We start from the raw sequence: 26,126 nt of genomic DNA on the forward strand, positions 1-26,126 counted from the left end.
GCGGTCGCTCCGATTACGCGTGGCGGTCGCCCAAAAAATCGAAGCCGTTTTCGAAGAAGTGGTTGTAGTCGCAGGTCAGTTCCTCGCCGGGCGCGATGTCGCGCAGCGCGTAGGTTTCCTCCGGCGAGGAGACGTCGCAGTTCGGCTCGTCGGCATGGTTCATGTAGCGCGCATCGTCCGCCTCGAAGACGATATAATTCCGGTCGCGCCTGTCCGGATAGGAGTACCGATCGAGGTAGGACTTCACCGGGCCGCTTTCGTTCTCATAAGTGTCGACCGAAATGCGGCGGTCGAATCTTGGATCGAGCTTCCAGATCAACGTGCCCTTTGGAATGCGGTGTTTGGCGAAGACACCGATGCCCTGGATGGGCGATTTGTCGAGATAGACGTCGACGAGCAGCATGACGAACCCTGCGAATGACGGATGGCGCGGCCCGAACCGGCCGCGACCAAAACGAGGCGCATTGCGTAGCGCGAGGTGCTCGCGATTGCGAGGGAAAAATCAGGCCTTGCCGGTCACTTTCAACGCAAAGGCGTAGATATACGCGATCTCCTCCAGGCGCGAGAACCGGCCCGAGGCGCCGGCATGGCCGGACTCCATGTTGATCTTGAACAGCACCGGATTGTCGCCCGCCTTGCGGTCGCGCAGCCGCGCCACCCATTTGGCCGGCTCCCAATAGGTGACGCGCGGGTCGGTCAGACCTGCCAGCGCCAGGATCGGCGGATAGTCGAGCGCCGCGACATTGTCGTAGGGCGAATAGGCAGCGATCGTCGCGTAGTCCTCGGCCGAGGCGATCGGATTGCCCCATTCGGGCCATTCCGGCGGCGTCAGCGGCAGGCTGGCGTCGAGCATGGTGGTGAGCACGTCGACGAACGGCACCTCGGCGACGATGCCGCCGAAGCTTTCGGGTGCCATGTTGGCGATCGCCCCCATCAGCATGCCGCCGGCCGAGCCGCCCTGCGCGACGATGCGATCGTGCGACGTGTAGCGCTCGGCCACGAGATGGCGCGCCGAGGCGATGAAATCGGTGAAGGTGTTCAGCTTGTGCCGGCGCTTGCCGTCGTCATACCAGCCGTAGCCCTTGTCCTTGCCGCCGCGCACATGGGCAATGGCGTAGACGAAGCCGCGGTCGACCAGCGACAGGCAATTGGTGTTGAAGGCGGCAGGAACCGTGATGCCATAGGAGCCATAGCCGTAGAGCAGGCAGGGCGCCGAGCCATCAAGCGGCGTGTCGCGATGGTGGATCAGCGAGATCGGCACCAGCTCGCCGTCGGCAGCCGGCGCCATCAGCCGGCGCGTGACATAATGCTCCGGATCGTGGCCCGATGGCACCTCCTGCGTCTTCAAGAGAACGCGCTCGCGGCTGCGCATGTTGTAGTCGAACACCTGTGCCGGTGTCGTCATCGACGAATAGGTGAAGCGCATGACTTCGGTGTCGTATTCGTAGGAGCCGGAAAGGCCGAGCGAGAAGGCCTCCTCGTCGAAGGCAATGAGGTGCTCCTCGCCGTTTGCCCGATCGCGCACCACGATGCGCGGCAGGCCCTCCTTGCGTTCCAGCCTGACCATGTGGTGCCTGAAGCCGAGCACCGACAGGATCAGCCGGCCGGGCTCGTGCGGCACCAGTTCCTTCCAGTTGGCCTGCACCGGATCTTCGACCGGCGCGGTCATGATCTTGAGGTCCTTGGCGCCGTCGGCATTGGTGAGGATGAAAAAGACGTCACCACCTTCCTCCGGGTCATATTGCAGGCCGGTCTCGCGCGCCGCCACCAGCTTCGGCTCGGCGAACGGCTCGTCGGCGCGCAGAAGCCGGTATTCGGAGGTTTCATGATCGTTGATGCCGATCATGATCCAGTCGTTGGAACGCGTGCCGCTGACATCCATGAAGAAGCCGGCATCCGTCTCTTCGTAAATCAGCCGGTCGTTGTCCGGATTGTCGCCAAGCGCGTGGAAGAACACTTTTGACGGGCGGTGGCTGTCGTCGAGGCGGGTGTAGAAAAAGCCGTCGTCTCCGGCATTCCACACGCCGCCGCCACCTGTATCCGGAATCTGATCGGTGAGTTCTTTCCCGCTGGCGATGTCCCGCACGCGCAGCGCGAAGAACTCCGAGCCCTTGTCGTCGAAAGCCCAGAGCAGCTTGCGATGGTCGGCCGAATGGTCGAATCCGCCAAGACGGAAATAGGGCTTGCCTTCGGCTTCCGCATCGCCGTCGAGCAGGATCTCCTCAATGCCGCCATCACGCGGCGTGCGGAAGTAGCGCGGTTGCTCGCCGCCGAGCTTGAACGACGAGCCATAGGCGTAGGGACCGTCCTTCATCGGCACGGTGGAGTCGTCCTCCTTGATGCGCCCCTTCATCTCGGCGAACAATTTGCGGCGCAGCTCGGCCGTGTCGGCCATCAGCGTTGCCTGGTAGGCATTCTCGGCCTCGAGATGAGCGCGGATCGCGCCGTCGAGCAGTGCAGGGTCCCTGAACATCGCCTGCCAGTTGGCGGCCCGCATCCAGGCGTAGTCATCGGTGCGGGTGATGCCGTGATGAACGTCGAAGATGGGGCGTTTCTCGGGCCGCGGCGGGATGGCGGTCGGGAAGACGGAGGTTCTGGTCATTGCGTCTCGCTATGGAATTGCCTGAAATTTGCTTGAATGGCGAATGAACGCGTCGCTCAGCAGCGGTTCAAAGGGCGGGGTTTAAGGTGGTCTACACAAGGTAAGTCGAAAGGGGAAAAGATGAAATCCTATGTTCGAGCCGCCGTGGCTTTTGCTGTCGCTTCGGCGGTCCTGGCCTTTTCCGGCCAGTCTCATGCAACCGTGTTCGCGGCCTGGCAAGTGGCTGGCGTGCCGTTCGGCGACACGCTCAACGCGCGCAAGTATCCGTCAAACACATCGCAAAGACAGGCGGCCTATCCGAATGGCACTGTCTTGCAGATGACCGGCCGTTGCACGGGCGGGATAGATCTGCTCGACATTGCCGGCCAACCGCACTGGAAGCAGCGGCAGGCGATCCGCTACCGCTGGTGCGAGGTCTGGCACGATCCGGCGCAGAACGGTGATTTTGTTACCGGCTGGGTCTACGGCAAGTACATCAAACCCCACTGAGAGGTTCGTCGAGGCGACTTGGCTGTTTGACGCGAGGATGAATGTCCGCGCCATGATCCATAGGATTCTTCGCCCACCGGGCGGCCAAACATTAGTTTAGCCAAGCATAAAGAACCTGTTTTGACGCGACCAGAGGTGTAAAAGCGTGCTTGGCGCCACGTCAGGCTGCACTGGTCCGGCCAAAAAAATCTCGCTAAGTTACACGGCACACGAATTTTTGAAGCTGAACGGGCAATATTTGATGAATATCGCCGAATATAATTCAATAGGTGAATTGACTTACTTGCAGCACAGGGTCATTAAGATGACGCGACGCGAATCGCAGGGCTTGCCTGCATGAATTTCGCGCGATGCCCGATCCAGAAAAAGGGCGCAGTCTAGAAAACAAACTCTCGTTGGGGCCTGAGCACAATGGATATCGTCGAAACACCTTCAAGGAATGGGGACGCGCTAATCGAGCTGACTGCCGATGTCGTCGCGGCCTATGTCAGCAACAACCCGGTGCCGGTCGGCGAACTGCCGAACCTGATTGCCGACGTCCATGCTGCGCTCGGCCGCGTCGGCGGCACGACGGAGCAGCCTTCGGCAGAGAAGCAGAAGCCGGCCGTCAACCCGAAGCGCTCCGTGCATGACGACTACATCGTCTGTCTCGAAGACGGCAAGAAGTTCAAGTCGCTGAAGCGCCACCTTATGACGCACTACAACCTCACCCCGGAAGAATACCGCGAGAAGTGGGGCCTGGACGCCAACTATCCGATGGTTGCTCCCAACTACGCAGCCGCTCGTTCGCAGTTGGCCAAGAAGATGGGCCTCGGCCGCAAGCCCAAAGGTCGCCGGTAGCAGCTTCCGCAAGTCGGCAAAAGCGACGGCGCCCGCGGGGCGCCGTTTTGCTTTTGAGGTATTTCACGGATGTCTTGCTGCGAACGGGTGAACCCGCCGCAGTGCGGCTTGTTGCCGGGCTTGGGGCAGAGTCAGGCGGTTTGCTTCAAGGCGGCTTCGGCGTCGCGCTTGATGCGCTTGACCATTGAGCGAAGGCCGTTGGCGCGCTGTGGCGACAGATGCTCGTCGAGGCCGAGCTCTTTCAGCGTCACTTCCGCATCGGTGTTCTGGATTTCACTGGCCGGCCGGCCCGAGAACAGCGCCAGCATGATGGCGACAAGGCCGCGCACGATGTGGGCGTCGGAATCGCCGCGAAAGCTGACCACCGGATCGACGCCTTCTCCCTGCTCGGTGGTCAGCCACACCTGGCTGACGCAGCCCGGCACCTTGTTGGCCGGTGTGCGTTCCGCCTCGGGAAACGGAGGCAGCGCCTCGCCGAGCTCGATCACATAGCGGTAGCGGTCCTCCCACTCGTCGAGCAGGGAGAAATCGTCGCGGATCGTTTCGATCGAGGTCGTCATTGCCCGCATATAGTGACCCGGCGCCGCCACGTCACGGAAAAAGAAAGACGCCGCGGGCGTCGAGAGGTCGGGCGGGCCCGCGGCGTTAGAGCATTTCCAGAAAAAGGAATCTCAGTTCTTCGCCGTCAGCATAACCGGGATGTTGACTTTGGCGGGCAGGACGATGTCCTCGGCGACGCTGCCGGTGGTCTCGCCAGACGTCTCCGCTACCTTCGCAGCGGGCGCGGCCGTCTTTTCCGACTGCTGGTCATCAAGCATGGCGGCAGCGATCTTGGCTGTCTCCTTGGCGCGCACGGTGATGGTGTGCATGGCCGATTTGCCTGTCTCGCAAACATCCGGCTTGCGCTCGCAGATGCCGGCAATGTCGCCGACCGCCTCGCGCGCCGCAAACAGCGCCTGGATCGGCCCGACCGCCTCGCGGCCATCCTCGTCGGGGCCGACGCTGAGCGGCAGCGCCAAGAGCACCAGCGAAAACCAGAAAGCCATCCTGATCAGAAAGCCCATCTCGATGCCTCGTCGTGATCGGATCATGCATCCATCGGCATGACCTCTTTTTATGGACGTGACAATGGCACGAAGGCGCGAAGCGTGGCTTGCGCCGAAGCCGCGAATTTTCTTCAAATTTTAGATAAAGTCGAAAGGATTGGTTTTCACGCTATTGATCTAACTCAAATCTGATCCACTGTATTAACTTTGAAATAACCATCTATGCGGCTGTTTCAAAAGAAAAACTTTGGAAAGGGCGAGCATCGGCACTGGGTTTTCGGGAGGCCAGGCGAGCCGGGCTGTGGCTAACGCTCCATTTACCATGGCGGCAGATCGACGGGCTTTGGGGTGCCGGCGTCCCGATATTTGCCGCGGGCGGGGCGCTCGCCTTCCCTGCCTTATCCATTCCTTAAACGCTGGATGCGACTTTCAGTCCAATCAAGAGTCACCTGCAGAAGCAGGGCAATTCACGACCGGGTCCGAGTGCGTTGAGTTCGATTACGGCCAGATACGTTCCTCTGCCTGGCGCGGTTGCCGCCGGCTGCGAACGCATGGTTCATCCGACCGTCACGGACGAGGCTGAGCGCCAGCGCCAGCGCCGCTTCATCGGCGTCATGCTCGCTGCTCCCTTCCTCGCCGCGGGTGCGGCGGTGACGCTGGTCACCTCAAGCCTGGGTGCCGCCGTTACCGTGGCTGCGATCTTCGGCGCTTTCGGTCTGTGCTGGTTCGCAGCGCTTCTGGTTGCCGCCACCGGCCGCATGACGCTCGCCGGCCGTGCCTCGGTGGCGACGGGCGGCCTCGCGCTTGCCGGCGCAATTGCCGCGGCGGGTGGTCTGGCGTCGCCCGTCGCGCTGCTTGCCGTGGCTTTGCCGGTCGAGTCTTGGTGGATCGCCGGGTCGCGCCGCGCAGCAATTTCGGGCGCGCTGGCGGCATTCGGCGCCATCCTGCTGCAGCCTTTCGCAAACCAGTTCCTGCCGCTCGGCGAGGCCGCGATCGCCGGTTGGCACTGGCTGCTGCCGCTTGCCTGGGCGCTTACGCTCCTGCCGCGCGCGGCGGCCTTCGCCAATCCCGCCGATGCGCGTCAGGTTGAGCCTGCGGTGGACCGTCTCGAAGAGACGATCGATGCCGTCGTGCTGCGCGTCGGCCGCCAGGGCGAGGTACTCGACGCTTCGGCCAAGGCGCGTTCCATTCTGAAGCTGGCGCCGGAACTCCTGCTCGGTACCGGCTTGTTCGAGCGCGTCCATCTTTCCGATCGCGTCGCCTATCTCACCGCCCTCGCGGACATGCGCGACGGCGCGCCGAAGCGCCGGCTCGACCTGCGCATCCGCTTGCCGCGCGACGGTGGCGGCTCGGCCGACAATTTCCGCCCGTTCCGCCTTGAATTGCTGCGCGGCGCGCGGGAGCAGGACATCTTGACCTTCGTCCTTCGTGAGAACGACGAGGTCGCTGCGCTCCGCGAAGAGCTTGCCACGGCGAGGGAGGCTGCGGCTGCCGCCGAAGTGGCCAAGGGGCGTTTCCTGGCGGTGGTCAGCCACGAGCTGCGCACGCCGCTCAATGCCATCATCGGCTTCTCCGACATGCTGCTGCACGAGATGTTCGGCGCCTTCCGCGATCCGCGCCAGAAGGAATATGTCGCCCTGGTCAGGGAGTCCGGCCAGCATCTTTTGTCCGTCGTCACCTCGATCCTCGATGTCTCGCGCATAGAGGCAGGCGCCTATGCCACCGAGCTCGAGCCGTTCCGCTTCGCCGATGCGGCCGACATGTGCCGCTCGATGATGCGGCCGCTGGCGGAGGCCAAGAGCATCGCGCTCGGCGCCCAGATCGCGCCTGACGCCGGCGAGATCAATGCCGATCGCCGCGCCGTGCAGCAGATCTTGATCAATCTCGTTTCGAACGCCGTGAAGTTCACGCCTGACGGCGGCAGCGTGGTGATCGGCGCCAAGCGGGTCGGCTCGCGGCTGCATTTCTGGGTGAGCGACACCGGCATCGGCATCGCCGACGAGGATATGGCCAACCTCGGCAAGCCGTTCATGCAGATCCAGAACGACTATACGCGCCGCTTCGAGGGAACCGGGCTCGGCCTGTCGCTGGTCAAGGGGCTGGTGGCGCTGCATGAGGGCACGATGTCGATCGAGAGCGCGCCGGGCGAAGGCACGACGGTGACGATCAGCCTGCCGGTGAACGGACCGAAGCGGCGCTCGGGCGCGCCGGCCGACGTGCTGCCGGTGCCGATTGCAAAGCCGAAGGGGGATGCAAATGGGGACAGCAATGGCTCGCTCCGCAAGACGGCCTAAAGTGGTCGAACCCGAGCGTGGCTTGCTTGCCGAGAGCGCTGCGGCGGTTGGCCAGATGATCTCGCGCAACCCGGTTCTGGTCGGCGGCTCGACCGCCTTCCTGGTGACGCTATTCTACGTTTCGGCCAACGCGCTCTGGTACCAGCCTTTTCCACACACGAGCGCCTTCTTCGCCACCAGGAGCATCGAGAATTTCCCGCATGCCGTCTCGGATGAGCCGGAGACCACCATCAACATCGTGCGGCAGGCGCAGCCCACTCCCAAGCCCGATCCGGTCGTCCAGCAGGTGCAGGGCATATTGAAGGACCTCAATTTCTACGACGGCACCGTCGACGGCCTCACGGGCCCAGCCACGCGCAAGGCCATCCAGGCCTATCAGCTCAAGGTCGGGCTGCCCGCCTCCGGCGATATCGACGGCGCGCTGCTCGATCAGCTTGGCGCCAGGCAAACGACTGCGGCCATTCCGCATCCGGCCCCGAGACCGGCCGACAGGGCTGCGGCCCAGGCCGCCGGACCGGCGGCCATTCCGGTCTCCTCTCCGGCCAACGGCGCAACGCAGGCCCCCGACGCCCGCATCGTCAAGATCCAGGCTGGCCTGAAGGCCTTCGGCAATGACGATATGCAGCTCGACGGCGTCGTAGGCGCCCGGACCAAGTCTGCGATCAAGGAGTTCCAGGCGCTGTTCGGCCTGCCCGAAACCGGTGAGCCGGACGAAGTGGTCTATGCCAAGATGCGCGAGATCGGCCTGACAAACTGAGGGCTGCCGGCTTTTCGGTTCCATTGCCGATGCTGTAAGGAACCGCGCATGCCATCCGGAACCCTGCCATGCGCGTGACTACCGATCTGTGGGTATCGGCCCTTCTGCGCCGTGTCTTCACCGCCGGCGGTTTTGCTGCCGTGGTCAAGCGCGGCGCGACCGAGGCTGGCGCCGTCTTCGTGTTGTCGCGCGGCCGGCTGGGCGAGGTGGCTCTGTACGGACCGGCGCCGCAAACGAGCTACGATTCGGCCAAGCCCGACGAGCGCTTCTTCACCTTGCTCGATTCTGGCGACGATAGCTCGGCATTCGATGCAAGGCTGGAAAAGGAAAAGAGATTCGATCCCGACATCTGGGTGGTCGAGATCGAGGCCGGCTCCGTTCCGGTCGAGGAGCTTGTGTCCGTGAAGGCGGAATAGAGGCGGCGGCCCGGCGTCCCGACCGGCCACGGAAACGCTGTGCACTTCCCTGGAATTGGGTCAGGACGCCTTGCGGCCGGCGGCCTTGTCATCGCTGTTCGATGCGTGGCGCCCTGTCTCGATGGCGTTGCCGCGGATCGCCCGAGACATCGTTTCGGCCTTCCAGGCCCGCACCATGTCGAGCGCTGCCTCGCGATGCAGCAGCCGATAGCGGTCGAGGAACAGACGGATTGCCTGGGGATGCGGGAACTCGCCGGGATAGATCGCGACCGCGATCAGGAAGGCCCTGTCTTCGCTGAGGTCGAGCGCCTTGAGCGCCGCAAGCAGCGCTGCGTAGCCCGATTGCTCTGTGATTGAGCGGGCTGTGGCAAAATCGATGTCGAGCGCGTCGGCAAGCGCTGTCTGGAAGAAAGCAAGGTTGCCGGTCAGCGCCGTCTCGCGCAGCTTCAGATAAGTCGGCTGTCCGAGGAACGGGTTGACAGCGGCACTTTCGCCGGCGGGCCGCATCATCGAGCGCAGGCGTCGCCGCGCGCTTTCCTCAGATACGCCGGGATCCGGGCGGCTGTCTTCTGTTGCGGAAGCGGCCGGTTTCACCGGCGCGAGTTTCGTGACCGTCTCCGGCGGCCGCGTGTTGACCAGCGTCGGCTTCTCCAGCGCGCGGATCAGGTGGGCGATGGTTGCGTTGAGTTCCTTGCGGCGAGCGATTGCGCGCGCGTGCGGCAGGCCATGGCGGCCGATCAGCGCGATGAGGTCGATGTCGCTCAGCGCGTTCGAGCGGATAAGCAGCGGCGCCGCGATCTCGACCGGCTCCTCGGCCAGCCGCCGCACCAACGCGGCCGGCGCATATTCGCATTCGGAAAGGGCGGCGGCGACATAGCGGCGCGATTCGACCGACACTTCGTCGAACAGCGGCAGCGTCAGATCCTCGAGTTGGGCGATTTCGCGCCGCGACGGGCGCGTCAGCGAGCAGAAGGCCGACACGGCGGCGCGGAACAGCCTTTCGGCTTTTCCCGCTTCGGTCCGGATAGCGATGTGCCTGAAATCCGAAGAAGACACGGAGGATACGCCCGATACTCGACACAGACCCGGCCCCGCGCCTCCGGCCGGGCCGGTTTCGCGTCTCCAGGGAACAAACATCAAATTAGCCGCGATCCGTTAGCGCTCCGTTAACCCTCTGCCCGCCTTAATCGACTTGGAGGCGTTGCGTTGTGCTCCGGTCAAACCGAGAGGAATACGCGAACCATGGGAATGGTCTTGTCTTTCGTGCCGCGAGCGGCACCCGTCAATCGAGTAACCCACGACACCGACACGGCAGCGGCTGTCATCATCTTCCCCGGCGTCCGCTATGAGCCACAGCCGCAGGTCGGCGCGGCGCGTCCGGACGGCCCGGACAAGCCTGGGTCGCCACTAATGCCGCATCACTGAGCTGACTCTTCAGTATTCCTGCAGCTCGCAGGCACTCTGTTCGAGAAAGCGCGACACGATCGGCTTCCAGCTATCGTCCGGCACGAAGGCGCGGACGACAAAGATGCCCTCCTCGATCGGCGCCTCGACAAAGATCGCGCCCTGCAAGTCCTCGGGAAGATCGCGCCGCACGTCGATCATCTGCGCCGGTGTCAGCACCACGGCATCGAGCTTCTCGCTGTTCGCATTGTGGTCGTTGAAGGAATAGATGTTATGGCCGCTGCGGTCATAGACCGAGGCCGACCAGAACGGCACGTTGCCGGGCGCCCGGATCCGCACCAGCCCGTCGGCGAGATTGAAGCGGCAGGCGGCCGCGTAGAACATGGGGTCGACCGACTTCACCACAGGTGCACCGCCGGCCTCCGCGTCCAGGCGCGTCATCTTGTAGAGGTCGGAGGCCATTGCCAGCCGCGACCAGGCATCGCGCTCGGAAAATTCCGGCACCAAAAACAGCACCGCGATATGCACGATGCCGGCGCCGAGCAGACCGAGGACCAGGGCGTGCAGCAGGCTACGCATGGCAGCCCGCCTTCAGAATGCGCGGCAGCGTCACGTCGGAAAGCCCGGTGCTGCTCGCGATCGGCGTGTCGTAGAAGGTCAGCACGAAATACATCTTGCCGAAGCCGGCCGTCAGCAGCCAGTTGCCCGGGGCAGGGCGGTCGCCGACGGAGATGACGACCGAATTGTCGGGCCGGCGCAGCACTTCGTAGGATTGCAGGGCCGCCTGTCTCGCCTTGCCGGTGTCGATCACGCCGAGCGACTGGTCGGCGGCATAAAGCGTCCAGAACCGGGCCGTCGGATAGCCGCCTTCGATCGAATAGGCGCATTCCCGCTTCAGCGGCTGGCCGGCTGCGTCGCGCTCGGCGACGAAGGACAACCCTTCCGCCCGGCCGAGCGCCAGCACGCCCTCACGCGCCACGCGCGCCTTGGAGTAGGGGTCGGAGCCTTCCGTGCCGATTTCAGGAAAAGCTGTCCATTGGCCGATGCGGATCGCACCGACGCCGTCCTGCGCGTTGAGCGCGTACCAGACACTGCCGCCGCCAAGGCCGATGGCCATGGCAAGCGAAAGCAGCGTGAGGGAGACGGTCTTGAGCATGGAAGGCCGGAACTGAGAGGGTTGCCCGGGATATCGCGGCGCGGGGCCTCGTGGCAAGCCGGCTTGCCTTGGGCATGGCGATATTCAGGTGGTTGCGGCCTGCAGTAGTATGACGTTCCCATGTCGGCGACCGGCCTGTCACGGACAAGTCCGCACCGCGCCCCTTCTGATTCTCGGCGGCGCTGCACGTGGCCATCCAATCACTGACTTGTCAGGCGCCGATCCGATGCCTGTGCTTGAAGCCGCCGCCATTTCGTTCCACATCGGTCGGGATGAAGGGCGAGACAGGAGAGCGGCGTCGGAATTTGGCGTGGGCTTTGCCCGCATCGCTGATGCTGCATGCGCTGATCGCAGCGTTTCTGGTCTATACCTTGCCCAAGCCCGCCCAACAGCCGGATCAGGAACAGCCGGTCAATGTCGCGCTTGTGCCTCCGCCCGAGCAACCTAAGCCGAAGCCTCCGCCCGCACCGCAGCCGAAGCAACTCAAGGCCGACAAGCTCCCGGAACCCGAAAAACCTCCCGAGCAAAAAGTCGAAAAGCCGCCAGTGCCGGAAAAGCAGCCGCCGAAGCCACCGCCGATCGCAGTGCTAAAGCCCGTTTTCCAGTACGGCAACAAGGACACCGGCCCCAGGAAATCCCTGGATGGAGCCGGCAACCGGGACAACACGCCGTCGCCGGCCAACGATAGCGATACCAAGCCGCCCGCCGTGGCGAAGCCTGCACAGAAGCAATCTGCCGCGCCGGCAGATGCCGATCAGCCGGCGGATCAAAGCACGGCTGACGAGAAGCCGGTAATCGCCGCGACGGACGCCGAGCCCGCGCAAAGTGACGAGAAGACAGCCCAGGACACGGACAAACGGCAGGCAGCCAAGCAAGAGGCAGGAGCGCCAACCGCCGAAAAGCAAACAGCCGCGGCGCCGACGCCGATGGATGCCAAGAGCGGCGGTAAGGTCGAGCTTCCGGCCGCGACCGAAAAGCAGAAGCCCAAGCAAGCAAATGCGCTGAAGTTCAGGCCTGCAAAGCTCTCGAAATCCCGAAGCAAGAGCGCCGGAACGCCAAGTTCTACCAACGCCGCCGTTGCTGCGTCGCCGATCTATTCCGGCCTTCCGGGTGTTCGAAAGCTCTATTCGCAGGGCGCTACCGGTGATGCGCTGGCCACAAGCTCTATGAGCGAGGTGCCTCGCGACCAGCGGGTTGCCAATCTTTGCGGCAGCGTTTTGAACGAGGAATTGCAGGGCGCCTCCTATTCTCCCAAATGGCTGCCATCCATTCCGCTGAAGGTGGGCAATGTCCTTAACCCTTCGGTGGCCGCCTTCAGCACGGCAACCACATGGTACCGCCTAAGCTTCCGGTGCGAGGTCGACGCCGATGCGACAAGGGTCTTGTCGTTCAACTTCCGTGTCGGGGCCGAGATCCCACCCGGCGAATGGGTCGGGCTCAAATTGCCTAGTCTCCGCTAAGCTTTCCCGCGAAAGTGGGACCGGTTTCGGGGCAAGCGCATGCGTCGAACGAAGGCTCAAAGCGCGGACAGTGTCTCCGGTAGGGTAGGAGCGTTGAGAACCGGCGCCGCCTGGAAGGCTTTGGTCATTGCCCTCAGCGTCTGCGTGGTGCGGCTGGAAAGCACCGGCGGGCGCTCGGCCTCTGCCTGCGCCGCGGCATCCGCGGCCTCCTTCTTCGCCTCTTCCTCGGCCTTGGCCGCGACCTCCGGGTCGACCCAGGGATGATCGAGGCCAGGGATCGGCTTCAGATCGATGTTCTGGTGTGCATAGGCCATCAGCCGCTGCCAGACCATCGCCGGCAGCGACCCGCCGGTCATGTTGTTGGTCGGCGTGAAATCGTCATTGCCGAGCCAGACGGCGGCCGTGTAGTTTCCGGTGAAACCGACGAACCAGGCGTCTCGGTAGGACTGCGTGGTGCCGGTCTTGCCCGCGACGACGATGTTGGGAAGCTGCGCGCGCCGCGCCGTGCCGATCGCCGGCACCGCGGCCAGCATGGTGTTCATGTATTTCAGAGCTTTTTCCGACAGCACACGGTGCGGCGGCGGCGCGTCCTTGGCCCAGTCATAGACGACGTCGCCGGTGCGGGTGACGAGTTGCGTGATGCCGTGCCGGGAGCCGACGAAGCCGTTCTGCGCGAAGACGCTGTAGCCTGTCGCCTGGTCCATCACCGTCATGAGGGACGTGCCGAGCACCATGGTCTTGTGCGATTCCAGCGGCGATTCGACACCCATGGATTCGGCCATCGCCTTGATCGGGCCGATACCGAGATAGTCCTTGGCAAGCCGCACCGGCACGGTGTTGATCGACTTGGCGATTGCCGTGAGCAGCGTGACGTTTCCGGCCGAGCCGCCATTGTAATTGTGTGGCGACCAACTGCCCCAACTGACGGCGCCGCCGGAAACCACCGAGTCCGGCGTGAAGCCGTGCTCCATCGCGGTGGCATAGACATAAGGCTTGAACGACGACCCGGTCTGCCGCAGCGCCTTGGTGGCGCGGTTGAACTGGCTGGCGCCATAGTCGCGGCCGCCGACGATGGCGCGCACCGCGCCGTTGGTCTCGATCACCACCACCGCGCCCTCGGTAACGTTGTATTCCTTGCCGAACTGGCGGAGATGGAATTCAACCGACTCTTCGGCCGCTTTCTGGATATTGGCGTCGAAGGTCGTATGGGCGACCAGCGAGTGTTGGCCGGGCTTGGCGATCTTCTTGACCTCGTCGAAGGCCCAGTCGAGGAAATAGTCAGGGCTCTTCTGCTCGCCGCGGTCGACGACATCTGCCGGATGCAGCCGCGCCTGCAGCACCTGGCCCTCGGTCATGAAGCCGGCGTCGACAAGGTTGGAGAGCACCACATTGGCGCGCGCACGGGCGGCCGGCAGGTTGATGTGCGGGGCGTATTTGGTGGGCGCCTTGAACAGGCCGGCCAGCATTGCCGCCTCGGCGAGGTTCAGGTCCTTGACGCTCTTGCCGAAATAGAAATCCGCCGCCGCCTCGATGCCGAACGTGCCGCCGCCCATATAGGCGCGGTCGAGATAGAGCTGAAGGATCTCCTTCTTGGAGAGATTGGCCTCCAGCCAGAGCGACAGGAAAGCTTCCTTGATCTTGCGCTCCAAGGTGCGCTCGTTGGACAGGAACAGGTTCTTGGCCAACTGCTGGGTGATGCTGGAGCCGCCCTGGACCACCGAATTGGCGCGCACATTCTCAAAGATCGCGCGCGACAGGCCGAGAACGTCGATGCCGTAGTGATCGAAGAAGCGGCGGTCCTCGGTCGCCAGCACCGCCTTGATGACGATGTCCGGCATCTCGTCGACCGGCACGGAATCGCGCTGGATGATGCCGCGCTGGCCGATCTCGTTGCCGTAGCGGTCGAGGAAGGTGACGGCGAAATCGCCCTGGTTGCGCCAATCGCCGGCGGTGATCTCAAACGCCGGCATGGCCAGCGCCAACAGCACCACGAAGCCGCCGGCTCCCATGGTGAACCCTTCGCTCAGCACCTCGATGATGGCGCGTCGCCAGCCATGCAGGCGGAAGCGGCGGGAAAAGATGGTTGCCGCCTCCCAGAATTCGCGCGCTTTGAAGCTGATCTCGTAGAGCGAGGAATCGAGCCACGCATCGACGGCAAGAGCCGCCGAGGCGATCCGGCCTCTTCTCTTGCGTGGTTTCGAAGGAGTTGGCATTCCAGACTTCCGCCCCAATGCGCTTTCGCCCGAAAACAGCATGCGGGCAGTTTCAGGTGGCACCCTGCCAAACTATTCGACCATTTTATCACTGCTCACAAGGGCAGCGAAGCCACAGCACAAGCTTTGTTGAATAGAGGTCAATCGGCCGTGAACGGCGGGTAGTTATCACCGCGCCGCGATGAAGCGCATGAAATGCGCCACATCCGCTTCGGTCGGCTCCTGGCCGGTGAAGGAGCGCAGATAGGCGGCCAGATGGCTGACGCGGGCCTCGACCGGTTCCTTGAGGTCGAGAACGTAATAGCCGATCTGCATGTAGTAGAGCACACGCGCTCGGATGAAGGCGTCCTCGTCGTCGTAGCCGTGCCGGCGGTACATGTCGCGGATGGCGCTGAGGCGCTCGTCGTCGGCCTGGTCGATCATCTGCCGCACGTCGGCCGAGCGCCTCGCCCATTCGCGTACGGCGAAATCGAGCCTCGGGTCGAACAGTCGCTCGTCGGCCCAGCATTCGAATACGTTCATCACGCCCATGATGATGGTTTCGGCGGGGCGCCGGGCGCGCTCGACGATCGCAGTGGTGTTGGTGTCGTGCCAATGCTTGAGCAACTGGTCGAGCAGATCCTGTCGGCTTTCGAAATACCAGTAGAAGCTCGAGCGCGACACGCCGAGCTTCTGGCCGAGGGTGAGCACGCGCACGCTCTCGATACCGTCTGAAATCAGTGTCTCAAGCGCCAGATCGATCCAGTCCGAGCGCGTGACCTTGATGTTGCCGGGAACCGGTTCGGCCTGCGGGGCGGTCATGATCATGGCCGCACAATAGGCATGGCGGGAAGCGGCGCGCAAGCGACCTGTACACTTGTGTCTAGACACTTGTGTACAGGAGGTGTATCGTAAGGCTCTCCAACGAGAGGGAGAGGCTCGTGAAATCGCATTACCGGGCAGTCGTCATCGGGGGAGGCGTGGTCGGCGCCTCGGTGCTCTATCACCTGACGCGCTTCGGCTGGAGCGACGTGGCGCTTATCGAGCGCGCCGAGCTGACGGCCGGCTCGACCTGGCACGCGGCGGCCGGCTTCCATGCGCTGAACGCAGACCCCAATGTCGCGGCGCTGCAGGATTACACGATCAAGCTCTACCGCGAGATCGAGGCCGAGTCCGGCCAGGATGCCGGGTTGCACATGACCGGTGGCGTCAACATGGCAAGCGATCCGCAGCGCTGGGAATGGCTGAAATCGGCCTGGGCGGTGTTCCAGTCGGTCGGCATCGAGACGGCCCGCCTGGTGACGCCCGAGGAGATCAAGGAGATCTGCCCGATCGTCGACGTCAGCGATGTGCTGGGTGGCCTTTACGATTCCAACGAAGGCCATCTCGACCCTTACGGCACGACGCACGCCTATGCGGGCGCCGCAAAGAAGCGCGGCGCCGATGTGATCCTGCGCAACCGCGTGATCGAGCTCAGGCAGCGCGCCGACGGCGGCTGGGATGTGGTTACGGAGAAGGGCGCGATTGTCGCCGAGCATGTCGTCAACGCCGGCGGCCTATGGGCCAAGCAGGTCGGCCTCATGGCAGGCGTCGACCTGCCGGTGACGCCGATGGAGCACCATTATTTCGTCACCGAGGACATTCCGGAGGTCGCTGCCCTCGACAAGGAGCTCGGCCTTGCCGTCGATCTCGACGGCTTCTCCTATCTTCGGCAGGAGCGCAAAGGCGTGCTGCTCGGTGTCTACGAGCAGAACCCAAAACATTGGAACATGGACGGTGCGCCCTGGGACTACGGCATCGAGCTGATCCCCGAGGACATCGACCGCATCAGCCCGGAGCTTTCGAAGGCGTATCAGCGCTTCCCCTGCCTGGCCAAGGCGGGCATCCGCAAATGGGTCAATGGCGCCTTCACCTTCACCCCCGACGGCAATCCACTGGTTGGCCCGGTGCGTGGCTTGAAGAACTACTGGGTCGCCTGCGGCGTCATGGCCGGCTTCAGCCAGGGTGGCGGCGTCGGCAAGTCGCTGGCCGATTGGATGATCTACGGCGAGCCGCAGGCCGACATCTTCGGCATGGACATCGCCCGCTACGGCGCCTTCGCCGCCAACCGCGAGTATCTCAGGCAAACCACGCGCCAGTTCTACGCCCGTCGCTTCGTCATGACCTTCCCCAACGAGCGGCTGCCGGCGGGCCGGCCGCTGAAGCGGCCCGGCGCCTATGACGGCATGAGCGCGGCCGGCGCCGAGTGGACGGCCTCATGGGGGCTGGAAATCCCGGCCTATTTCGCGCCAATGGGTTTTCGCGAGGAGACGACGCTGAAGCGCTCCAACGCCTTCGACATCGTCGGCGATGAGGTGCTGCAGGTGCGCCGCGCCGCCGGCCTCGTCGACACCACGGCCTTCTCGCGCTACGCCGTGTCCGGTCCCGGCGCCGAGGCCTGGCTCGACCGGCTGCTTGCCTGCAAACTGCCGAAGCCTGGGCGCGCGAAGCTTGCCCCGATGCTCGGCCATGACGGCAGGCTGAAGGGCGACCTTACCGTGCTCAACTGGGGCGGCGGCGACTACTGGATCATGGGCTCCTATTACCTGCGCGAATTCCACATGCGCTGGTTCGAGGCGCACATGGCGGACGGCGTCTCGGTTAACGACATCTCGGACGCGATGTCCGGCTTCCTGGTGACCGGGCCGAATGCAAGGAAGGTCGTCGAACGCACCACGCACCAGGACGTCTCCGCCAAAACCCTGCCGTTCATGGCCTGCGCCGAGTTCGACATCGGCATGGTTCGCGCCCGGGTCGCCCGGCTGTCGATCGCCGGCGAGCTCGGCTTCGAAATCAATTGCCCGGCCACCCTGCACGGGGCGCTGCGCGAGACGCTGCTCGCCGCCGGCGAAGATCTTGGTCTCGCCGAGATCGGCTACTACGCGCTCAACGCGCTGCGGCTGGAGAAGAGTTTCGGCATCTGGTCGCGCGAGTTTACCCAAGGCTACACGCCCGGCCAGACCGGGCTCGATCGGTTCGTCGCCTTCGAAAAGGGCGATTTTGTCGGCCGCGAAGCAGCTCTCAAGGAGCGCAAGGCGGGCGTCGCCCGGCGGATCGTGACCCTGGAAGTCGATGCCGTCGACGCCGACGCCAGCGGTTTCGAGCCTGTCTGGCACAAGGGCCGGCGCGTCGGCTTCGTCACTTCCGGCGGCTACGGCTACACGGTTGGCAAGAGCGTCGCCCTGGCGTTGCTCGATGACGATTTCGCCGGGGAGGGGACGCAACTTTCCGTACACATTGTCGGCGTCGAACGGCCGGCGCGCGTCATCGCGGCCTCGCCCTATGACCCCAAGGGCGAGGCAATGCGGCAATAGGGAGGATTGGGCATGATTGATGAGGCCGCACGCGATCAGAGGCGCGAACGCCGGCGCGGACGCACCGGCGAGGCCGGTAGCGAGTCCAGCCGCCGCCCGAACTATCGTTCGCTGAAGAACCCCTTCCTGCCGCAGCCGGTCTTTTCCGACGATCAGGTCGCCGCGATCCACGACACGGCGCTGCGCGTGCTGGAAGAACTCGGCATCAAGGTGCTGCTGCCGGAGGCGCGCGCCATTCTTGCCAAGGCCGGCGCCCTGGTCGACGAGGACAGCCAGATGGTGCGGATCGGCCGCGACACGGTCGAGGCAGGCTTGGCGTCCGCGCCGCGCTCGATCCCGGCCTATGGCGGCGACCGCTCCCGCGACCTTATCCTCGAGCTTGGGTCCATGACATTCCTCGCCGGCTCCGGCGCGCCCAACGTCACCGATCTCCAGCGCGGAAGGCGGCCCGGCACGCTCGCCGCCTTCGAGGAATTCATGAAGCTGCTGCAGCATTTCGACGTGCTGCATATGCTCGGCCCCTGCATCGAGCCGCAGGACGTCGACACGCGCTTTCGCCACTTTGCCACCGGCCGCGCGCAGCTCACCTTGTCCGACAAGTTCCCCTTCGTCTTCGCCCGCGGCACACCGCAGGTCGAGGACAGCTTCGAGATGGTCCGGCTGGCGCGCGGCCTCTCGCAGGAGGAATTTCGTAACGGCGCCTACTGCTACACCGTCATCAACACCAATTCGCCGCGCCAGCTCGATATCCCGATGGCGCAAGGCATCATCGACTTCGCCAGGTTCGGCCAGGTGTCGATCATCACGCCCTTCTGCCTGGCGGGCGCCATGGCGCCGATCACGGTCGCCGGCGCGCTGACCCTGCAGCATGCGGAGGCGCTGGCGGGGCTGACGCTCGCCCAGATCGTGCGCCCCGGCGCTCCGGTGGTCTATGGCTCGTTTTCCTCAAATGTCGACATGAAGTCGGGCGCGCCGGCCTTCGGCACGCCGGAGCACATCAAGGCGACCTTGGGCGCCGGCCAGCTCGCGCGCTTCACCGGCTTGCCTTGGCGTTCCGGCGGCGGCAGCGCCGCCAATGTCTCCGACGCGCAGGCGGCGCATGAGACGCAGTTCGCGCTATGGGGCTCGGTGCTTGCTGGCGCCACCGTCTGCATCCATGCGGCAGGCTGGCTGGAGGGCGGCTTGAGCGTCTCGTTCGAAAAGCTGATTACCGACATCGAGGCGCTGCAGACGGTCGCCGAGCTTTGCGCCACGACACCGGGTGATGCCGACGCCATTGGTTTCGACGCCATTGCCGAGGTGCAGCCCGGCGGCCATTTCTTCTCGGCCGCCCACACCATGGTCCGCTACCGCACCGCCTTTTACGAACCGCTGGTGGCCGACTGGTCGAATTTCGGCAACTGGACGCAATCCGGCGGCAAGACCGCGACGGAGCGCGCCACCGGCATCTGGAAGCGGATTCTTTCCGATTTCCAGCCGCCCGCATCCGCTGCCGCCACCGCCGGCGTGCTCGACGATTTCATCGCACGTCGCACCGAAGAGGGCGGCGCGGCACCGGTGTCGTGAGGTCAAGGCAGCAGGGCAACCGCTGTACGCGAATAGGTCTTGTCGCTGACCTGGGAAAGCATGAACGCCGCCACGTCGGCGCGCGCCAGCGTCGGCAACAAGGATCTGGCCCGGATGCCGTGGCCGTGGCGGAACCGGCCGATGGCTGGACCGTTGCCGAGCTTTGGCGGTCGCACGATCGTCCAGTCGAGGCCGGACTGCGCGATGAGCCTTTCCTTCGCTTCGTGATCCGCCGCTTCATGGCGCAGCACGAGCGGCACGACGATGCCGCCGAGCAGTGGCCCCAATTGCCGCCGGCTGTCGCGGACGCCGAGGAAGGACTGATAAATGAGCCGGGTTGGCCCGCTCCGTTGCATCGCCTCGACGATGAAGCCGATACCGGCAATCACCGCCGCGTCGTGCTTCAGTGGCACGCCGACACCGAGGCAGCTCAACACCGCGTCGTGACCGGCAATCGCGCCCTCCACCGCCTTGCAGTCGGCGACGTCTCCGACGATCACGCTCAGACGGTCGTGGCTGATGGCGAGCTTGCGCGGGGTGCGGACGAAGGCGGTGACCAGATGGCCTTCCGCCAGCGCCGCCGAGACGAGGGCGCGGCCGGTCGCGCCCGAGGCGCCAAAGATCAGAAGTTTCATTTCCGGCCTCCCTGGCCAGTCTGCCCCGCTCGTCAGCCAAGCTTGCGCCCCGCGACGAAAGCGACCCGCGCTCCAGTCGGGCCGGGCAGCAGCCTTGTGTAGACGTAGTCGCATTGCTCCACCAGACCCTGCGCGGCGCCTTCCTCAAAAACCGTGCCGCCCCACATCGGGACACGCGTGATGCCCTGCATGCTGGCCGAACCGGAACCGCGCACGGTGCGGGTCACCCCCGAAATTCTCGGCAGCCACCCGGTTTTGCTTGTCTATCGCCGCGAGATCGGTGATGAGGCGCCTGTGCGCGCCGTCATCCGTTTCGTGACCGCGGTGATCAGGGATCAGGCAAGGGTGATCAGCAGCAAGGCTTGATCGCATTGCCTCAAGCCGCCGTCCGACGATCTGGCGAAACGGGTGCAAGGCGGCTACGCTGTGATGAGGACAAGGCAGGCGAGAGGAAGCACATATGACGACGCCTGGCGACTTGATGCAGGCCTTGTTCCTGCGATTGAAGACCGATGCGTCGCTGTCGGCGCTGTTGGGCGGCGCCGGCCTGCTCGAGCGCGCCGACGCCAAGGCCGCATTTCCGCACGTCACCTACGGTCGCACCAGCGCCTTCGACCTGGACACCGGCGCCGACGACAACGACGACCAACTCATCACGCTCCACATCTGGTCGAAGGCGCAGGGCGAGGCCGAGACGCGGCTCATCATGGACAGCATCAAGGCGCGCCTCGACGGCGCGGCCCTCTCGATCGGCCCGCGTGGCCAGACGCGGCTGTCGCTGGAATTCGCCGAGGCGCGCTATGACGACGATCTCGCGGTGCACCACGGGCTGCTGCGCTTCCGCGCGCTGACGCAAGAAGGTGCCTGAGAGACCAGCTTTTCCTTGAGCAATTCCAGGAAAGGTGCGTAGCGGTTTTCCGTCCGGAAGTGCGAAAAAACAAAGAGTTAGAGCAATTCCGCGTTTCCTTGAAACGATGGACTTCTCTAGAGCTGGGCCTGGATGGCGGCCTTGTCGATGACAGACCAGACCTCGCGTATTCGCCCGTCCTGGATTTCATAAAAGACGTTCTCCGCGAAGGTGACTCGCCTGCCGTTCACCGCTAGGCCGAACAGCATGCCCTTGGGCCTGCAGTCGAAATGCAGGCGGGCCGCCACGCGCGGCGGCTCTGAAACCAGAAGCTCGATGTTGAAACGCAGATCGGGAATGGCCAGAAAATCGCCTTCCAGCATCCGGCGATAGCCCGAAAGCCCCACCGTCTCGCCATTATACTGCACCTCCTCGCCGACGAACCGGCCGAGATTGTCCCAATCCTGTTCGTTGAGGCAGGCAATGTAGTCCTTGTAAAGATTGGCAAGGTCGTCATGGCTCATGGCATTCTCCCCGTCCTCAACTGCTTCACGGCGCAAATTAGAGCATATGCAAGCCGCGAAAACCGTAGCCGCGCCCGTGATTTTCCGGCTATCAATCCATGGCTAGTCCTGATGGGGCCCAGGCACTTGGACTCGCATTTGTTCGTCTCGCGGGCAGGGGGTATGGCGGGCATGGATTTTCGGCCGTTCACCGTTCATTTCATGTTCAGCACAAATGCGTTAGTACCGTGATCATGAAAACGCTCCGCTTCCTTACTCGCGCCGCGGCGCTGGCGCTTGCCGCAGCCGGGCTTTTTGCGTCGCAGGCGACGGCGATGCCGCTCGTCGAGCCATCGGTCGACCAGCCGGTCGTACTTGCTGCCAGCGATTGCTATGCGATCGGCCAGCAGATCGCCGCGCAGAACGGCGGCACGCTCGCCAAGGCCTCGCAGGCGACCCGCGGCGGGCAGCAGGTCTGCGTGATCGTGGTGCTGGTCCCCGGCAAGGAGGGCCAGCGGCCGCGCCGTACCGAGATCGTGGTGCCGCTGGACTGACGCCCAATTCCCTTTAACAGGCTTAAGTTTCCTGGCCGGCGGAATCGGCCTATACCTCCACCCTTCAACAGGCTACGAACCATGCGCGTGCTCGTCGTCGAGGATGACAAGGATCTCAACCGGCAGCTTACGGATGCGCTGGTCGATGCCGGCTATGTGGTGGACCGCGCCTATGACGGCGAAGAGGGGCATTTCCTCGGCGACACCGAGCCTTACGACGCCGTCGTCCTCGACATCGGCCTGCCGCAGATGGACGGCATCAGCGTCGTCGAGCGCTGGCGCCGCGGCGGTCGCAAGATGCCTGTGCTGATCCTGACCGCGCGCGACCGCTGGAGCGACAAGGTTGCCGGCATCGATGCCGGTGCCGACGACTACGTCACCAAGCCTTTTCACATCGAGGAGGTGCTGGCCCGGGTGAGGGCGCTGATCCGCCGCGCCGCCGGCCATGCCTCTTCTGAGCTCACCTGCGGGCCGCTGCGGCTCGACACCAAGGCCTCCAAGGCCGACGTCAACGGCGTGCCGCTGAAGCTCACTTCCCACGAGTTCCGGCTGCTTGCCTATCTGATGCATCATATGGGCGAGGTGGTATCGCGCACCGAATTGGTCGAGCATCTCTATGACCAGGACTTCGACCGCGACTCCAACACCATCGAGGTGTTTGTCGGACGGCTTCGCAAGAAGATGGGCATCGATATGATCGAAACCGTGCGAGGCATGGGCTATCGCATGCGAGAGCCGGAGGCGTGACGCGGAACCGCTGAAGCCGACGATGAGAACGTGGCTTTCAAAGCTGCGGCTCTGGCCGCGCTCGCTGACCTTCCGCGTCATCGCCTTTTCCACGATTTGGGCGATCCTGACGCTCGTCGTCATCTTCACCCTCATAACCACGCTCTACCGCCAGGCCAGCGAGCGCGGCTTCGACAGTCTGCTTTCGGCGCATCTGTTCAACCTGATCGGCTCAGTCGGCATTTCCGACAATGGCGCGCTCATCGGCTCGCCCGACCTTGGCGATCTGCGCTTCTCGGAGCCGAATTCCGGCTGGTACTGGTCGGTCGAGCCGACCTCCGAAGACGTTCACGGCGAACTCCATTCCTCCTCGATGACCTCCTCGATCCTGTCGCCGAGCGTCGCCGAGGTGCCGTTCAACGCGAACTTCCAGCGCAGCTATTCGACCGAGGGCATCAAGGGCGAGGAGTTGGAGGTTTTCGAGAGCGAGTTCGTGCTCGATGCCAAGAACCGCGCCGCGCGCTTCCGGGTGATGGGCAATCACAGCGAGCTCGAGCAGGAGATCGCGAGCTTCCAGCGCCGGCTGCTCACCTATCTGTCGCTATTCGGCGTCGGCATGATCGCCATCAACGCCATCGCCATCCTTTTCGGCTTGCAGCCTTTGCGCCGCGTGCGCAATGCTTTGGCGATGGTGCGCGAGGGCACCGCGCAGCGGCTCGACGGGCGCTTTCCGGCCGAGATCGAGCCTCTCGCCAGCGAGACCAATGCGCTGATCGAGAACAACAGGCGCATCGTCGAGCGTTCGCGCACCCAGGTCGGCAACCTCGCCCATTCCCTGAAGACGCCGCTTGCCGTGCTGATCAACGAGGGCCGCGCGCTCGGCGGCGCCAAGGGCGAGCTCATCGCCGAGCAGGCTGCCTCGATGCAAAAGCAGGTCGACCATTATCTGCAACGCGCCCGCGTCGCCGCCCAGCGCGACAGCGTCGTCTTCCGCACGCCGGTGGCGCCGCTGGTCGAGCGCATGGTGCGCGTGCTGCGCAAGCTCAACCCGCAGACACAGCTTTCGCTGTCGCCGCCGGCCGCCGGGATCGTCTTTGCCGGCGAGCGCGAGGATCTTGAGGAATTGCTCGGCAATCTCCTCGACAATGCCATGAAATGGGCGAAAAGCGCCGTTGCCGTCTCGGTCGCCACCGTTGCGGGAAGCCCCAACCTGTTTGAAATTGTCATAGAGGACGACGGCCCCGGCATTCCCGAGGACAGCGCGCGGGAAGTGTTGAAACGCGGCAAGAGACTCGACGAGACGAAGCCGGGAACGGGGCTTGGATTGGCCATTGTCGCCGACCTCGTCAACGAGTATGGAGGCGCCCTGGCGCTGGAACGGTCCAGCATGGGCGGCTTGAGGGCGGTGGTAAGATTGCGGAGCCTTCAATAATGTTTTTATCGATTTCCGTGCGGCCGCTTGCGGCCAAATTTCCGACAAATATCAATACTATGGGCTCGCTATCCTTCCCGCTGGCGCGGTTCCCGATCCATCTCGCTTCAGAAGTGCTTTTCGCCCAAGAAGCCCATCCCGCTCAAGAGAACCGGTTGCTGGCATGAAGATTCGCGTTGCGCTCGTTTCCGCCCTGATGGCCGTGTCGGGCTGCACCACGCTGGGCAGGACCGGCCCGACCTCTCCGGTCACACCCGTCGCCACGCCGCCGGCCGCCGGTAAGGTGGGAGCCGGCATCGTCGCGGCCATGAATGGCGGGCTCATCGGCGGCTCGATCGGTTCGGGTCTGAGCGATGCTGAAAAGCGCAAAGGCCTCGAGGCCGAGTACAAGGCGCTGGAATACAACGCCAGCGGCCAGAAGGTGACGTGGAAGGGCGACAGCTCGACCCATTATGGCGAGGTCGTTGCCGCCCAGCCCTACCGGGTCGGCTCGCAGGACTGCCGCCAATACACCCACACCGTTTACACGAGCGGTTCGGGCGTCACGGCGCGCGGCACCGCCTGCCGCAATGCCGACGGCAGCTGGACGCCGCTGACCTGAATTAGCAACGATCGGTGCAATTTGACATTGATCAAGGACGGCCGGCGCGTCTGCCGCCAAAGCGTCGCAGGGCGTCCGTGTTGGCAGGGCAGGGCTCTGCCTTTATTGGAATAGCCATGCTGTTCTGGGTCATAGCTGCAATCCTTACGCTGGGCGCCAGCCTGGCGGTGCTTTTGCCACTGGCCGGCGGCACGAAAGCCGCATCGACCGCCGGCGATCACGATTTCGAAGTCTATCGCGATCAGCTTTCGGAACTCGACCGCGACATGGCGCGCGGTCTCATCCAGCCGGGTGAGGCGGAGGAAGCGCGCGCCGAGATCGGCCGCCGCATTCTGCGTCTCGGCTCGGACAGCCTGCCAAGCGCGCGAGCGCCGCGCCCTTCGCGCGCCGCAAGGCTGGTCGCCACCGCCGCCGTGCTGGCGGTGCCGCTGGTCAGCTGGGGGCTCTACGGCTCACTCGGCTCGCCGGATCTGCCCTCGCAGCCGCTGGCCGAGCGGCTGGCCAAGAACCCTGCCGAGTCCTCGGTCGACGAGTTGGTTGCCCGCGCCGAGGCGCATCTCGCCGCCAACCCTTCGGACGGCAAGGGCTGGGACGTGCTTGCGCCGGTTTATCTGCGCCTGCAGCGCTACGCCGACGCGGTGACCGCCTATCGCAACGCCATCCGCCTCGACGGCGACAGCGCCGTGCGCCAGGCCGGCCTTGGCGAGGCGATCGCCAACGCTGCCGGCGGGATCGTCACGGCCGAGGCTCAGGGCGCCTTCGACGCGGCCTTGAAGCTCGATCCCGCCAACGCCAAGGCCAATTTCTATCTGGCGATGGGCCTGGCCCAGGAAGGCAGGAAGGCGGAAGCCGCCGCCGCCTGGCAAAAGATGCTCGGTCAGCTTGCGCCCGATTCGCCCTGGCGCAGCGCCGTCCAGCAGGCGCTCGCCGAAACGGCCGAGCCGCCGGCGGCGGCAGGCAAGCCGGCGACCGGCCCGGATGCCGGGCAGGTCGAGGCGGCGCAGCGATGGCGCCGCAGGACCGGCAGGCAATGATCGAGACCATGGTCGCCAGCCTCGACGACCGGCTGAAACAAAATCCGCGCGACGAGGAAGGGTGGATGCGGCTCATTCGTTCCTATGTAGTGCTCGGCAAGGCCGACCGGGCGCGCGACGCGCTCGGCCGCGCGGTTGCCGTCTTCGGCGCCGACAGCGAGCAGGCCAAGAAATTCACCGCCTTTGCCGCCTCCCTCGGCGTGACGGCGACGGAGTAGG

General features: G+C 64.4%; 28 protein-coding genes and 1 pseudogene. 17 read left to right on the forward strand and 12 right to left on the reverse strand.

Translation table 11 applies throughout. The features are described from left to right. Positions 1-13: 13 nt before the first annotated feature. Both CK218_RS06215 and CK218_RS06220 read right to left on the reverse strand, forming a co-directional pair. Entirely contained in the window at positions 14-403 is a 390-nt protein-coding gene (locus CK218_RS06215; RefSeq protein WP_066998147.1) for an SET domain-containing protein-lysine N-methyltransferase, read from the reverse strand. Between the two features lie 99 nt (positions 404-502). After that, positions 503-2,602: a S9 family peptidase gene (locus CK218_RS06220; RefSeq protein ID WP_095827180.1), complete on the reverse strand. Its 2,100-nt coding sequence runs from the start codon at positions 2,600-2,602 to the stop codon at positions 503-505. Positions 2,603-2,722: 120 nt separating this feature from the next. Here CK218_RS06220 and CK218_RS06225 point away from each other — a divergent pair, with 120 nt between their 5' ends. Beyond that, positions 2,723-3,091 (forward strand): hypothetical protein, encoded by a 369-nt coding sequence (locus CK218_RS06225; RefSeq protein ID WP_066997667.1) that lies wholly within the window; start codon positions 2,723-2,725, stop codon positions 3,089-3,091. Positions 3,092-3,502: 411 nt separating this feature from the next. Beyond that, on the forward strand, positions 3,503-3,931 hold the full coding sequence (locus CK218_RS06230) for a MucR family transcriptional regulator (RefSeq protein WP_067320912.1): 429 nt from the start codon (positions 3,503-3,505) through the stop codon (positions 3,929-3,931). A 131-nt stretch (positions 3,932-4,062) separates the two neighbouring features. Here the strand turns inward: CK218_RS06230 and CK218_RS06235 are convergent, their stop codons facing one another. Both CK218_RS06235 and CK218_RS06240 read right to left on the reverse strand, forming a co-directional pair. Next, on the reverse strand, positions 4,063-4,491 hold the full coding sequence (locus CK218_RS06235) for a SufE family protein (RefSeq protein ID WP_066997661.1): 429 nt from the start codon (positions 4,489-4,491) through the stop codon (positions 4,063-4,065). Between the two features lie 111 nt (positions 4,492-4,602). Beyond that, positions 4,603-4,995, reverse strand: coding sequence for a DUF5330 domain-containing protein (locus CK218_RS06240; RefSeq protein ID WP_095781564.1), 393 nt, complete (start codon positions 4,993-4,995; stop codon positions 4,603-4,605). A gap of 533 nt (positions 4,996-5,528) precedes the next feature. Between CK218_RS06240 and CK218_RS06245 the strand changes: the two genes are divergently transcribed. The 3 genes from CK218_RS06245 to CK218_RS06255 all read left to right on the forward strand — a co-directional run bounded on the left by CK218_RS06245 (position 5,529) and on the right by CK218_RS06255 (position 8,444). After that, positions 5,529-7,271, forward strand: a complete 1,743-nt coding sequence (locus CK218_RS06245; protein ID WP_066997655.1) for a PAS domain-containing sensor histidine kinase — start codon at positions 5,529-5,531, stop codon at positions 7,269-7,271. Further along, positions 7,246-8,028, forward strand: a complete 783-nt coding sequence (locus CK218_RS06250) for a peptidoglycan-binding protein (RefSeq protein WP_066997651.1) — start codon at positions 7,246-7,248, stop codon at positions 8,026-8,028. Before CK218_RS06245 ends, CK218_RS06250 begins: the two co-directional genes overlap by 26 nt. Positions 8,029-8,096: 68 nt before the next feature. After that, the gene (locus CK218_RS06255; RefSeq protein WP_066997648.1) at positions 8,097-8,444 is read left to right on the forward strand and encodes a DUF1491 family protein; all 348 of its coding nucleotides are present in this window, start codon (positions 8,097-8,099) and stop codon (positions 8,442-8,444) included. Positions 8,445-8,504: 60 nt separating this feature from the next. Here the strand turns inward: CK218_RS06255 and CK218_RS06260 are convergent, their stop codons facing one another. Next, a complete protein-coding gene (locus CK218_RS06260) occupies positions 8,505-9,500 on the reverse strand; it encodes a DUF2336 domain-containing protein (protein ID WP_095827181.1) in 996 nt (331 codons plus the stop codon). Positions 9,501-9,686: 186 nt separating this feature from the next. Between CK218_RS06260 and CK218_RS06265 the strand changes: the two genes are divergently transcribed. After that, on the forward strand, positions 9,687-9,869 hold the full coding sequence (locus tag CK218_RS06265; protein WP_095777899.1) for a hypothetical protein: 183 nt from the start codon (positions 9,687-9,689) through the stop codon (positions 9,867-9,869). A gap of 9 nt (positions 9,870-9,878) precedes the next feature. On the opposite strand, the gene CK218_RS06270 is transcribed toward CK218_RS06265, so the two are convergent. Both CK218_RS06270 and CK218_RS06275 read right to left on the reverse strand, forming a co-directional pair. Further along, positions 9,879-10,427, reverse strand: a complete 549-nt coding sequence (locus tag CK218_RS06270; RefSeq protein WP_095827182.1) for a DUF1254 domain-containing protein — start codon at positions 10,425-10,427, stop codon at positions 9,879-9,881. Beyond that, positions 10,420-11,004 carry a DUF1214 domain-containing protein gene (locus CK218_RS06275; RefSeq protein WP_067320932.1) on the reverse strand — a complete coding sequence of 195 codons (585 nt, stop codon included), beginning with the start codon at positions 11,002-11,004 and terminating at the stop codon, positions 10,420-10,422. Before CK218_RS06275 ends, CK218_RS06270 begins: the two co-directional genes overlap by 8 nt. A gap of 272 nt (positions 11,005-11,276) precedes the next feature. Here CK218_RS06275 and CK218_RS06280 point away from each other — a divergent pair, with 272 nt between their 5' ends. Continuing rightward, positions 11,277-12,464 (forward strand): DUF930 domain-containing protein, encoded by a 1,188-nt coding sequence (locus tag CK218_RS06280; RefSeq protein WP_095827183.1) that lies wholly within the window; start codon positions 11,277-11,279, stop codon positions 12,462-12,464. Between the two features lie 56 nt (positions 12,465-12,520). Here CK218_RS06280 and CK218_RS06285 read toward each other — a convergent pair whose 3' ends face one another. Next, complete coding sequence (locus tag CK218_RS06285; RefSeq protein WP_095827184.1) at positions 12,521-14,677, reverse strand: penicillin-binding protein 1A; 2,157 nt, start codon at positions 14,675-14,677, stop codon at positions 12,521-12,523. 168 nt (positions 14,678-14,845) lie between these two features. Then, a complete protein-coding gene (locus tag CK218_RS06290) occupies positions 14,846-15,484 on the reverse strand; it encodes a TetR/AcrR family transcriptional regulator (RefSeq protein WP_095777895.1) in 639 nt (212 codons plus the stop codon). 113 nt (positions 15,485-15,597) lie between these two features. On the opposite strand from CK218_RS06290, the gene CK218_RS06295 reads away from it, so the two are divergent. Continuing rightward, complete coding sequence (locus tag CK218_RS06295; RefSeq protein ID WP_095827185.1) at positions 15,598-18,009, forward strand: FAD-dependent oxidoreductase; 2,412 nt, start codon at positions 15,598-15,600, stop codon at positions 18,007-18,009. 12 nt (positions 18,010-18,021) lie between these two features. Continuing rightward, complete coding sequence (locus CK218_RS06300) at positions 18,022-19,575, forward strand: trimethylamine methyltransferase family protein (RefSeq protein WP_095827186.1); 1,554 nt, start codon at positions 18,022-18,024, stop codon at positions 19,573-19,575. A 2-nt stretch (positions 19,576-19,577) separates the two neighbouring features. Here CK218_RS06300 and CK218_RS06305 read toward each other — a convergent pair whose 3' ends face one another. Continuing rightward, positions 19,578-20,210, reverse strand: a complete 633-nt coding sequence (locus tag CK218_RS06305; protein WP_179294438.1) for an NAD(P)H-binding protein — start codon at positions 20,208-20,210, stop codon at positions 19,578-19,580. A 32-nt stretch (positions 20,211-20,242) separates the two neighbouring features. Next, a complete protein-coding gene (locus CK218_RS30485; RefSeq protein ID WP_179294439.1) occupies positions 20,243-20,401 on the reverse strand; it encodes a hypothetical protein in 159 nt (52 codons plus the stop codon). Between CK218_RS30485 and CK218_RS30490 the strand changes: the two genes are divergently transcribed. Beyond that, the gene (locus CK218_RS30490; RefSeq protein WP_179294440.1) at positions 20,400-20,576 is read left to right on the forward strand and encodes a hypothetical protein; all 177 of its coding nucleotides are present in this window, start codon (positions 20,400-20,402) and stop codon (positions 20,574-20,576) included. The genes CK218_RS30485 and CK218_RS30490 overlap by 2 nt on opposite strands. 94 nt (positions 20,577-20,670) lie before the next feature. Further along, complete coding sequence (locus tag CK218_RS06315; protein WP_095827189.1) at positions 20,671-21,078, forward strand: DUF3168 domain-containing protein; 408 nt, start codon at positions 20,671-20,673, stop codon at positions 21,076-21,078. Between the two features lie 116 nt (positions 21,079-21,194). Here the strand turns inward: CK218_RS06315 and CK218_RS06320 are convergent, their stop codons facing one another. Then, positions 21,195-21,581 (reverse strand): ester cyclase, encoded by a 387-nt coding sequence (locus tag CK218_RS06320; protein ID WP_095827190.1) that lies wholly within the window; start codon positions 21,579-21,581, stop codon positions 21,195-21,197. Between the two features lie 233 nt (positions 21,582-21,814). Between CK218_RS06320 and CK218_RS06325 the strand changes: the two genes are divergently transcribed. The 6 genes and pseudogenes from CK218_RS06325 to ccmI all read left to right on the forward strand — a co-directional run bounded on the left by CK218_RS06325 (position 21,815) and on the right by ccmI (position 26,125). Further along, positions 21,815-22,114, forward strand: coding sequence for a hypothetical protein (locus CK218_RS06325; RefSeq protein WP_095827191.1), 300 nt, complete (start codon positions 21,815-21,817; stop codon positions 22,112-22,114). Between the two features lie 81 nt (positions 22,115-22,195). Continuing rightward, positions 22,196-22,861 carry a response regulator transcription factor gene (locus tag CK218_RS06330; RefSeq protein ID WP_067320964.1) on the forward strand — a complete coding sequence of 222 codons (666 nt, stop codon included), beginning with the start codon at positions 22,196-22,198 and terminating at the stop codon, positions 22,859-22,861. Positions 22,862-22,883: 22 nt separating this feature from the next. Then, on the forward strand, positions 22,884-24,272 hold the full coding sequence (locus CK218_RS06335; protein ID WP_066997606.1) for an ATP-binding protein: 1,389 nt from the start codon (positions 22,884-22,886) through the stop codon (positions 24,270-24,272). Next, the gene (locus CK218_RS30495) at positions 24,272-24,439 is read left to right on the forward strand and encodes a hypothetical protein (RefSeq protein WP_179294441.1); all 168 of its coding nucleotides are present in this window, start codon (positions 24,272-24,274) and stop codon (positions 24,437-24,439) included. The genes CK218_RS06335 and CK218_RS30495 overlap by 1 nt, the downstream gene beginning before the upstream one ends. Continuing rightward, positions 24,436-24,873 (forward strand): hypothetical protein, encoded by a 438-nt coding sequence (locus CK218_RS06340; RefSeq protein ID WP_066997605.1) that lies wholly within the window; start codon positions 24,436-24,438, stop codon positions 24,871-24,873. Before CK218_RS30495 ends, CK218_RS06340 begins: the two co-directional genes overlap by 4 nt. A 116-nt stretch (positions 24,874-24,989) precedes the next feature. After that, positions 24,990-26,125: pseudogene (gene ccmI, locus CK218_RS06345) on the forward strand (c-type cytochrome biogenesis protein CcmI). The last annotated feature ends 1 nt before the right edge of the window (position 26,126 follow it).

Source organism: Mesorhizobium sp. WSM3879 (assembly GCF_002294915.1).
In the GTDB taxonomy this organism is placed as follows: domain Bacteria; phylum Pseudomonadota; class Alphaproteobacteria; order Rhizobiales; family Rhizobiaceae; genus Mesorhizobium.

Excerpts from the sequence above, each read along its gene's own strand:
- CK218_RS06220 (WP_095827180.1), bottom strand. The coding sequence starts at position 2,602 with ATGACCAGAACCTCCGTCTTCCCGACCGCCATCCCGCCGCGGCCCGAG.
- CK218_RS06250 (WP_066997651.1), top strand. The coding sequence starts at position 7,246 with ATGGCTCGCTCCGCAAGACGGCCTAAAGTGGTCGAACCCGAGCGTGGC.
- CK218_RS06340 (WP_066997605.1), top strand. The coding sequence starts at position 24,436 with ATGAAGATTCGCGTTGCGCTCGTTTCCGCCCTGATGGCCGTGTCGGGC.
- CK218_RS06315 (WP_095827189.1), top strand. The coding sequence starts at position 20,671 with ATGACGACGCCTGGCGACTTGATGCAGGCCTTGTTCCTGCGATTGAAG.
- CK218_RS06245 (WP_066997655.1), top strand. The coding sequence starts at position 5,529 with ATGGTTCATCCGACCGTCACGGACGAGGCTGAGCGCCAGCGCCAGCGC.
- CK218_RS06335 (WP_066997606.1), top strand. The coding sequence starts at position 22,884 with ATGAGAACGTGGCTTTCAAAGCTGCGGCTCTGGCCGCGCTCGCTGACC.
- CK218_RS06290 (WP_095777895.1), bottom strand. The coding sequence starts at position 15,484 with ATGATCATGACCGCCCCGCAGGCCGAACCGGTTCCCGGCAACATCAAG.
- CK218_RS06270 (WP_095827182.1), bottom strand. The coding sequence starts at position 10,427 with ATGCGTAGCCTGCTGCACGCCCTGGTCCTCGGTCTGCTCGGCGCCGGC.
- CK218_RS06300 (WP_095827186.1), top strand. The coding sequence starts at position 18,022 with ATGATTGATGAGGCCGCACGCGATCAGAGGCGCGAACGCCGGCGCGGA.
- CK218_RS06230 (WP_067320912.1), top strand. The coding sequence starts at position 3,503 with ATGGATATCGTCGAAACACCTTCAAGGAATGGGGACGCGCTAATCGAG.
- CK218_RS06240 (WP_095781564.1), bottom strand. The coding sequence starts at position 4,995 with ATGGGCTTTCTGATCAGGATGGCTTTCTGGTTTTCGCTGGTGCTCTTG.
- CK218_RS06255 (WP_066997648.1), top strand. The coding sequence starts at position 8,097 with ATGCGCGTGACTACCGATCTGTGGGTATCGGCCCTTCTGCGCCGTGTC.
- CK218_RS06285 (WP_095827184.1), bottom strand. The coding sequence starts at position 14,677 with ATGCCAACTCCTTCGAAACCACGCAAGAGAAGAGGCCGGATCGCCTCG.
- CK218_RS30485 (WP_179294439.1), bottom strand. The coding sequence starts at position 20,401 with ATGCAGGGCATCACGCGTGTCCCGATGTGGGGCGGCACGGTTTTTGAG.
- CK218_RS06305 (WP_179294438.1), bottom strand. The coding sequence starts at position 20,210 with ATGAAACTTCTGATCTTTGGCGCCTCGGGCGCGACCGGCCGCGCCCTC.
- CK218_RS06225 (WP_066997667.1), top strand. The coding sequence starts at position 2,723 with ATGAAATCCTATGTTCGAGCCGCCGTGGCTTTTGCTGTCGCTTCGGCG.
- CK218_RS06235 (WP_066997661.1), bottom strand. The coding sequence starts at position 4,491 with ATGACGACCTCGATCGAAACGATCCGCGACGATTTCTCCCTGCTCGAC.
- CK218_RS06330 (WP_067320964.1), top strand. The coding sequence starts at position 22,196 with ATGCGCGTGCTCGTCGTCGAGGATGACAAGGATCTCAACCGGCAGCTT.
- CK218_RS06320 (WP_095827190.1), bottom strand. The coding sequence starts at position 21,581 with ATGAGCCATGACGACCTTGCCAATCTTTACAAGGACTACATTGCCTGC.
- CK218_RS06325 (WP_095827191.1), top strand. The coding sequence starts at position 21,815 with ATGAAAACGCTCCGCTTCCTTACTCGCGCCGCGGCGCTGGCGCTTGCC.
- CK218_RS06275 (WP_067320932.1), bottom strand. The coding sequence starts at position 11,004 with ATGCTCAAGACCGTCTCCCTCACGCTGCTTTCGCTTGCCATGGCCATC.
- CK218_RS30490 (WP_179294440.1), top strand. The coding sequence starts at position 20,400 with ATGCTGGCCGAACCGGAACCGCGCACGGTGCGGGTCACCCCCGAAATT.
- CK218_RS06215 (WP_066998147.1), bottom strand. The coding sequence starts at position 403 with ATGCTGCTCGTCGACGTCTATCTCGACAAATCGCCCATCCAGGGCATC.
- CK218_RS06265 (WP_095777899.1), top strand. The coding sequence starts at position 9,687 with ATGGGAATGGTCTTGTCTTTCGTGCCGCGAGCGGCACCCGTCAATCGA.
- CK218_RS30495 (WP_179294441.1), top strand. The coding sequence starts at position 24,272 with ATGTTTTTATCGATTTCCGTGCGGCCGCTTGCGGCCAAATTTCCGACA.
- CK218_RS06280 (WP_095827183.1), top strand. The coding sequence starts at position 11,277 with ATGAAGGGCGAGACAGGAGAGCGGCGTCGGAATTTGGCGTGGGCTTTG.